General features: G+C 62.9%; 7 protein-coding genes and 1 pseudogene. 4 read left to right on the forward strand and 4 right to left on the reverse strand.

Annotated features, from left to right (window positions below; all coding sequences use genetic code 11):
• Positions 1-92: 92 nt before the first annotated feature.
• Positions 93-482, reverse strand: a pseudogene (locus tag DY262_RS21285) (IS6-like element IS6100 family transposase); the annotation flags it as partial.
• Between the two features lie 48 nt (positions 483-530).
• On the opposite strand from DY262_RS21285, the gene DY262_RS21910 reads away from it, so the two are divergent.
• Together DY262_RS21910 and DY262_RS21295 are read left to right on the forward strand one after the other, a co-directional pair.
• Entirely contained in the window at positions 531-1052 is a 522-nt protein-coding gene (locus DY262_RS21910; protein ID WP_220377586.1) for a thiamine pyrophosphate-dependent enzyme, read from the forward strand.
• Between the two features lie 2 nt (positions 1053-1054).
• Positions 1055-1462, forward strand: coding sequence for a PaaI family thioesterase (locus DY262_RS21295; RefSeq protein WP_245981152.1), 408 nt, complete (start codon positions 1055-1057; stop codon positions 1460-1462).
• A gap of 185 nt (positions 1463-1647) precedes the next feature.
• Here the strand turns inward: DY262_RS21295 and DY262_RS21300 are convergent, their stop codons facing one another.
• The 3 genes from DY262_RS21300 to DY262_RS21310 form a co-directional block, all read right to left on the reverse strand.
• Positions 1648-2607, reverse strand: a complete 960-nt coding sequence (locus DY262_RS21300; RefSeq protein WP_070401330.1) for a LysR family transcriptional regulator — start codon at positions 2605-2607, stop codon at positions 1648-1650.
• A gap of 52 nt (positions 2608-2659) precedes the next feature.
• Positions 2660-3634: a Bug family tripartite tricarboxylate transporter substrate binding protein gene (locus DY262_RS21305; protein WP_070401331.1), complete on the reverse strand. Its 975-nt coding sequence runs from the start codon at positions 3632-3634 to the stop codon at positions 2660-2662.
• Positions 3635-3716: 82 nt separating this feature from the next.
• On the reverse strand, positions 3717-4979 hold the full coding sequence (locus DY262_RS21310; protein ID WP_070401332.1) for a Rieske 2Fe-2S domain-containing protein: 1263 nt from the start codon (positions 4977-4979) through the stop codon (positions 3717-3719).
• Positions 4980-5271: 292 nt separating this feature from the next.
• Between DY262_RS21310 and DY262_RS21315 the strand changes: the two genes are divergently transcribed.
• Entirely contained in the window at positions 5272-5520 is a 249-nt protein-coding gene (locus tag DY262_RS21315) for a hypothetical protein (RefSeq protein ID WP_116961059.1), read from the forward strand.
• An 8-nt stretch (positions 5521-5528) separates the two neighbouring features.
• Positions 5529-5768, forward strand: a complete 240-nt coding sequence (locus DY262_RS21320; RefSeq protein WP_181936600.1) for a hypothetical protein — start codon at positions 5529-5531, stop codon at positions 5766-5768.
• The last annotated feature ends 62 nt before the right edge of the window (positions 5769-5830 follow it).

A 5830-nucleotide genomic window follows, 5' to 3' on the forward strand; every position in this document is an offset into this window, starting at 1 on the left:
AAGTCAATGAAATCAACGGTCTACCCAGACCACCCCCGCGCCAGTGCTAGCTTTGCGTACCGTCACTTATTGCACTGAAAACGAGGAGACCCCTTTTCCCAGTGCTTCAGGCCTCGCAGGGCCTTGCCCAGGAACCGCTTCGCTGCCTTGGCGCTGCGGGTCGGCGACAGGTAGAAATCGATCGTGTCGCCCCGCTTGTCGACTGCCCGGTACAGGTAGGTCCACTTGCCCCGCACCTTGACGTAGGTTTCATCCAGGCGCCAGCTCGGATCAAAGCCACGCCGCCAGAACCAGCGCAGCCGCTTCTCCATCTCCGGGGCGTAGCACTGGACCCAGCGATAGATCGTCGTATGGTCGACCGAAATGCCGCGTTCCGCCAGCATTTCCTCAAGGTCGCGATAGCTGATCGGATAGCGACAATACCAGCGCACCGCCCACAGGATCACATCACCCTGGAAATGGCGCCACTTGAAATCCGTCATCGTTCCGTCCGTCCAATCTCCGCCAAGCATGCTCAAGCTTCACGATTTTTGCAACAGAGCCCGGTGCTGGCCGTGGACGGCCAGGAAATCCTGAACTTCGGAAGACAGTCCATTCCTTCCTTCCTGCCTGGCCACCGTATTAATTCCGGCACCTTCGGCACCATGGGCGTTGGATTGCCGTATGCGATTGGAGCCAAGGTGGCCCGCCCCGACAAACAAGTCGTCTGCCTGCATGGAGACGGATCGATCGGCTTCAATTTCATGGAACTGGACACGGCGGTGCGCCATCGCATTCCTGTCATCACGGTAGTCAGCCTCAACGGCGGATGGACCTCCGATCCCCAGAAGCTCAAGCCAGGCCGCGACCTGGGCCTGACCAGATTCCACGACATGGCAACCGCCTTGGGATGCCATGCTTCGCTGGTCGAACACCCCGATCAGATCCGCCCCGCGCTCGAGGCCGCGAAGAAGGCGACTCTCGACGGCCTGCCCGCGCTCGTCAACGTCGTGACGGATCCCGACGCTCAAGCCACCACCGCCAAGTTCACGACGTTCTACGAGGCGGCTTGAACGTGACGGAAAACACCCCCACCCCGCGCACTCATCTGGCGATCGACGCGGACTTGTGCGGCCGGCCTGTGGCCATCGCGCCTGGACGCAGCACGGTCGAATTGTTGCTTACCGAATGCATGAAGGCCGACGCACACGGCCTGGTGCATGGCGGATTCATCTTCGGCGCGGCGGATTTCGCGGCCATGCTGGCGGTCAACGAACCCATGGTCGTCCTGGGGAGCGCCCAGGTCGGTTTCCTAAAACCTTCGCGCGTCGGCGAGCGCTTGTGTTTCGTCGCCAAGGTCGCCGGCTCGAAAGGGCGCCGCCACGAGGTCGAAGTCCATGGGACAAATGCCGCCGGTGAAACGGTCTTTTCCGGCACATTCAAGTGCGTGGTGCCCGACAGCCATGTTCTGGAGGGAAGCTGAGGCGTCATTGCACATCCCGGAGCGTGACATCATCAACCCGGCCTGCGATCCCATGCACAACGGCAAACTCATCCACACCACCCGCCGTACGCTCCCCGGGTAGCTCAGCGAGGAAACTCTCCGGAAAAGAAAACTTCCGCCGACCAGGATTTCCCATCCTGACGCGAGATCCTGGTGCTCTATCTTTAATGGTCTCTGGCGTGGACTTGATTAGCGCCGGCCGGGTTTTTTTCACCATCGTCCGCGGCGGGTGCCGTCGGCTGGCCCGCGCCCGCTTTGCGGACGATCTCGTACAGCGTGAACGCGTGCCTGGACAACACCCTGTGCTTGTGGCGGATCAACAATATGGTCTGCGTGGGCGGTTTTTCCTGGATATCGACGATCGCCACCTTGTCCGCGACGTCCAGCGCCTCCAGACAGGGCGGGCACAGCGACAACAGGTCGGAGCGCTTCACATGCGCGATCGCGTCGACAAACGAGTCGCAATGCATGGCGACCCTGGGGCCGCCCAGCCCGTATCTCCGGAACATTTGCGCAAGGCTGGAGCCGCCGCGGTCCAGCGGACCGTTGACGATCCATTCGGCGTCGGCAAGCTCGCTCAGGCGGGTCGCATGCCTGAGCGGGTTCGAAGCCCTGGCCACAATGACGGACTGATGGCTGGAAAGCACATCGACCGCCAGGGAATCGTCCAGGATCGCATCGAAAACCGGACAGATGATGAATTCGACGGTCCCCGCCATCAAGGCGGCCAGCAATTCGGAATACGGGCCATTGCGGCACCGGACCATGACGTCCCCGTGCCGCCCCCGGAATTCTTCGAGCGCGGGCGGCGCCACCACCAGCGCGGCCAGCGGCGAGGCGCCGATCGAGACGACGGGCCGCCCCTGCATTTTCATGGACGCCTCGGTTTCGACCCGGGCCACCTCGGAAAGAATCAGCCGCGCCCGCGGAAGCAGGTGCTCGCCGCTGGGTGTCAGGGTAATGCCGCGCGAGTTCCTGACCAGCAGCTCAGTGCCCAGGGAAATTTCCAGCCGCTTGATGGACTTGGTCAGCGAAACCTGGCTTTGCTGGCCATGCAAGGCGGCACGCCGCAGGCTGCCGTGCTCGACGGCCAGAACGAAATCCCGCAGCTGCTGAAGCGTCAATTCGATTCTTCCCGAAAATACGCGACCGCACTGGCCAGGCCGCCCCTTCCGGCTATTGGGCCTGAAGGTTCATGGCTCTCAGGGTCTGCTTCCAGCGCTCGGCCTCGCCGCGCAGCAGGGTGTCGGTTTGCGCGGCTGTATTGGACTGCGTCACGTACACACCAAGGTCCCGCAAGCGCTGCTTGACACCCGGGTCGGCGATCGCCTGGTTCAAGGCTTTGTTGGCCACGGCGACCGCTTCGTCCGGCGTGCCGGCCGGCGCCACCATCGCGTACCACGACAATACCTGGGCCTCGGGGAATCCGGCTTCCTTCAGGGTGGGGACATCCGGAATCTCGCTGACCCGCTCGGGGGCGACTACCGCGAGCGCAGTCAGTTTACCGTCTTTCAGGTAAGGCAGCGCAGTGCTCAGGGGCAGCATGGCGAAAGACAGCTCGCCTTTGAGCAGCTCGGGCATGCCCAGCGGCGTGCCTTTATAAGGGATGGCGAACAGGTCGATGCCGGCCGACTTCTTCAGCATTTCGGTATTCAAATGCATGGAAGTGCCGACCCCGGGCATGAGATAGTTCAATTTCCCCGGCGCCTGCTTGGCTTTGGCCACGAAATCGCGCAATGTGGTCACGCCCAGCGACGCGGGCACGACCGCGACCACGGGCGCCGTGGCAAGCTGCGCGATCCCGCGAAAGCTCTTGACGGGATCCCAGCTGACGCCCTTGACCAGCACCGGGCTCGTCACGAAGCTCAGCGTCGCCAGCAGCCAGGTGTGCCCGTCGGGGCGCGCGTTGGCGACGGTGGTGGTGCCGGTAATGCTTTGCCCGCCGGGCTTGGCTTCCACCACCATGGGCACCCCCATGATGGATGAGGCCTTATCGGCGATCACCCTGGCCACCAGGTCCGGCGTGCCGCCGGCCGGGAACGGCGCGACGATCGTGATCGGCCCCGTCGGATACGATTGCGCGTGCGCGAAAGCCGCCGGCCAGATCGCGGCGAATGAAACCATCAAACAGGATAAGGTCCGCATGAACATATTGTCTCCTCAGGAATGATCGAAGCGGCGGCGGGAAATCCCCGGCCGCCGCCCTCCGAAAAACCGCTATTAAAACCGCTATTTATTCGTTGGCCAGTTCTTCACGGATCCGCGCCAGCTCCACATTCCGGGGCCGGGTGATTGCGTACGCCCTGCCGCGATACGCCTGGGGCCGGGAAGCCAGGGCTGGCGCATTGCCCTTGACCAGCTCGTCGGCGGCCTGCAACAGCGACCGGCGGCATTGCACGATGGGAAGATCGGTCTTGACCAGCCGCTCGCGGCTGCGGTCGTGAATGCGCCCCTGGCTTTCCTGGATCGCCAGGTCCTGCAACTGCGCGCTGGGAATGCCCGTGAACGACCGGGTGCGCTGCTCGGCCCTGTCCTGCAGATAATCGTTCTCCCGGGTCCCCTTGGGCAGATAAGTCCCCGGAACCAGCTCGGCATAATCGAATGCGCCGTGCTTGTAGCCTTCGATCTCCTGCTCCGTCAGCGCGCGTTCCGCATGCCAGCGGATGCGATACCACCAGCAGTTTTCGTCGTCGATGGGAACGAAAATATTGGCCCGGCACACATTGCCCGGCGCGGTCGGCACCACCACGATGACAGGCATGAACCAGCGGGCAATGCGCCAATAGTAGGCGTCGGCGCCGGCTTCGCGGCGCGCGGCAATCTGCAGGCCATGCTCGACCCGGTCACAGAAAATCGTGGGGCGTCCGTCGTCTTCGGAATACTTGATCATCTCGCCCAGCCCGAAGGTGTCCGCCTTGCCCGTGCCCCCTTCGAGATCCTTGTGCAGGAACGAGATATGGGAATAATCGATGCTGCCCTCGAGCGCCTGCAGGTAGTTGCACTTCATGAGGCATTTCGAGACATAGCGCTGCTCGGGCGCGACCCGGCAGAAGTCGAGCTCGGGCACGTCGGCGGGCGGCTGCGCCGGGCCCATGTAGGCCCAGACGATGCCGCCGTGCTCCCGGGTTTCGTACGCGGTGGTGCCCATCCGCTTCAAGACCTCCGGCCCACAGGCATCGGTCGGGATATCGACGCACTGGCCGCGGACATCGAACTTCCAGCCGTGATACGCACAGCGTAGGCCCGACCCTTCGTTGCGTCCCAGATAGAGCTCGGCGCGGCGATGGGGGCAATAGGCGCTCAGCAATCCGACCTTGCCGTCGGTATCCCGGAAGGCCACCAGCTCTTCGCCCAACAGCGTCACCCGCAGCGGCGGGCCGTCGTTCTCCGGCAGTTCCTCCGACAACAGGGCGGGCAGCCAGAATTGGCGCAGCAAGTCGCCCATGGGCGTGCCCTGGTCGATGTGAGTCAGTGTGATGTTTTCTTCGAAACGCATGCTCGATTCCTTGTTCCGATGCCACCCTGGCCATGCGTCATGCGGCGAAATAGCCTGTGACCCGTTGCCCGTGTCACGTGGCACCTGCCGGGTGATGCTGCGTAACTCAGTGGCGCGGTGACGCAGTGGCGCAGTGATGCGGTGATGCGGTGATGCGGTGGCCGGTATCGTACTATGCCCGGATCCGGCTCAATAGAGCCATCTTCGGATCGGTGATAACCTAAAGATATCGACCCAGCCCGGAGACACGGGATCGCAGCCCCACTCATCCCGCCCTTAAAAGGAGAAGGAAATGTTGCTTACCGACCGGCCCCGGCGCTTGACTTTGATGGCGGCGGCTCTTGCTTCGTCGGCACTGCTCTCCGCGTGCGACACGCTCGACGAATGGAGCGCCGAGGAATACCAGCACAAGTGCGAAAGCCTTGGAATCCATCCCGGTAGCCCGTCGTACGAGCCGTGCATACTGCAGCAACAGAAACTGGACGAGGAAGGGATACAGCACTCCATGGACCGCGCGGCCCAACAAAAGCACCATAAATAGGCGCCGGCGTGGAAGTGGCCATTGCCCACCCGGATCAGCTGATTCATGTCCGGACCGTCCTGGGCGTCGTGATGGGTTTGAGCGTGGCCCGCCTGTTGACGGGCCTCGCGCGGCTGATACAGCACCCCGGCCGCGTCCGCCTGTACCCGACCCACCTGATCTGGGCCGCCTTCCTGTTTCTGGGGGTCGTCTACTTCTGGTGGTTCGAGTTCGGATTGGGGTCTCCTCGTTTTCAGTGCAATAAGTGACGGTACGAAAAGCTAGCACTGGCGCGGAGGTGGTGTTGGTAGATCGTTGATTTCATTGACTT

Origin of the sequence: Hydrogenophaga borbori (genome assembly GCF_003417535.1) — a bacterium.
Taxonomy (GTDB): domain Bacteria; phylum Pseudomonadota; class Gammaproteobacteria; order Burkholderiales; family Burkholderiaceae_C; genus Hydrogenophaga; species Hydrogenophaga borbori.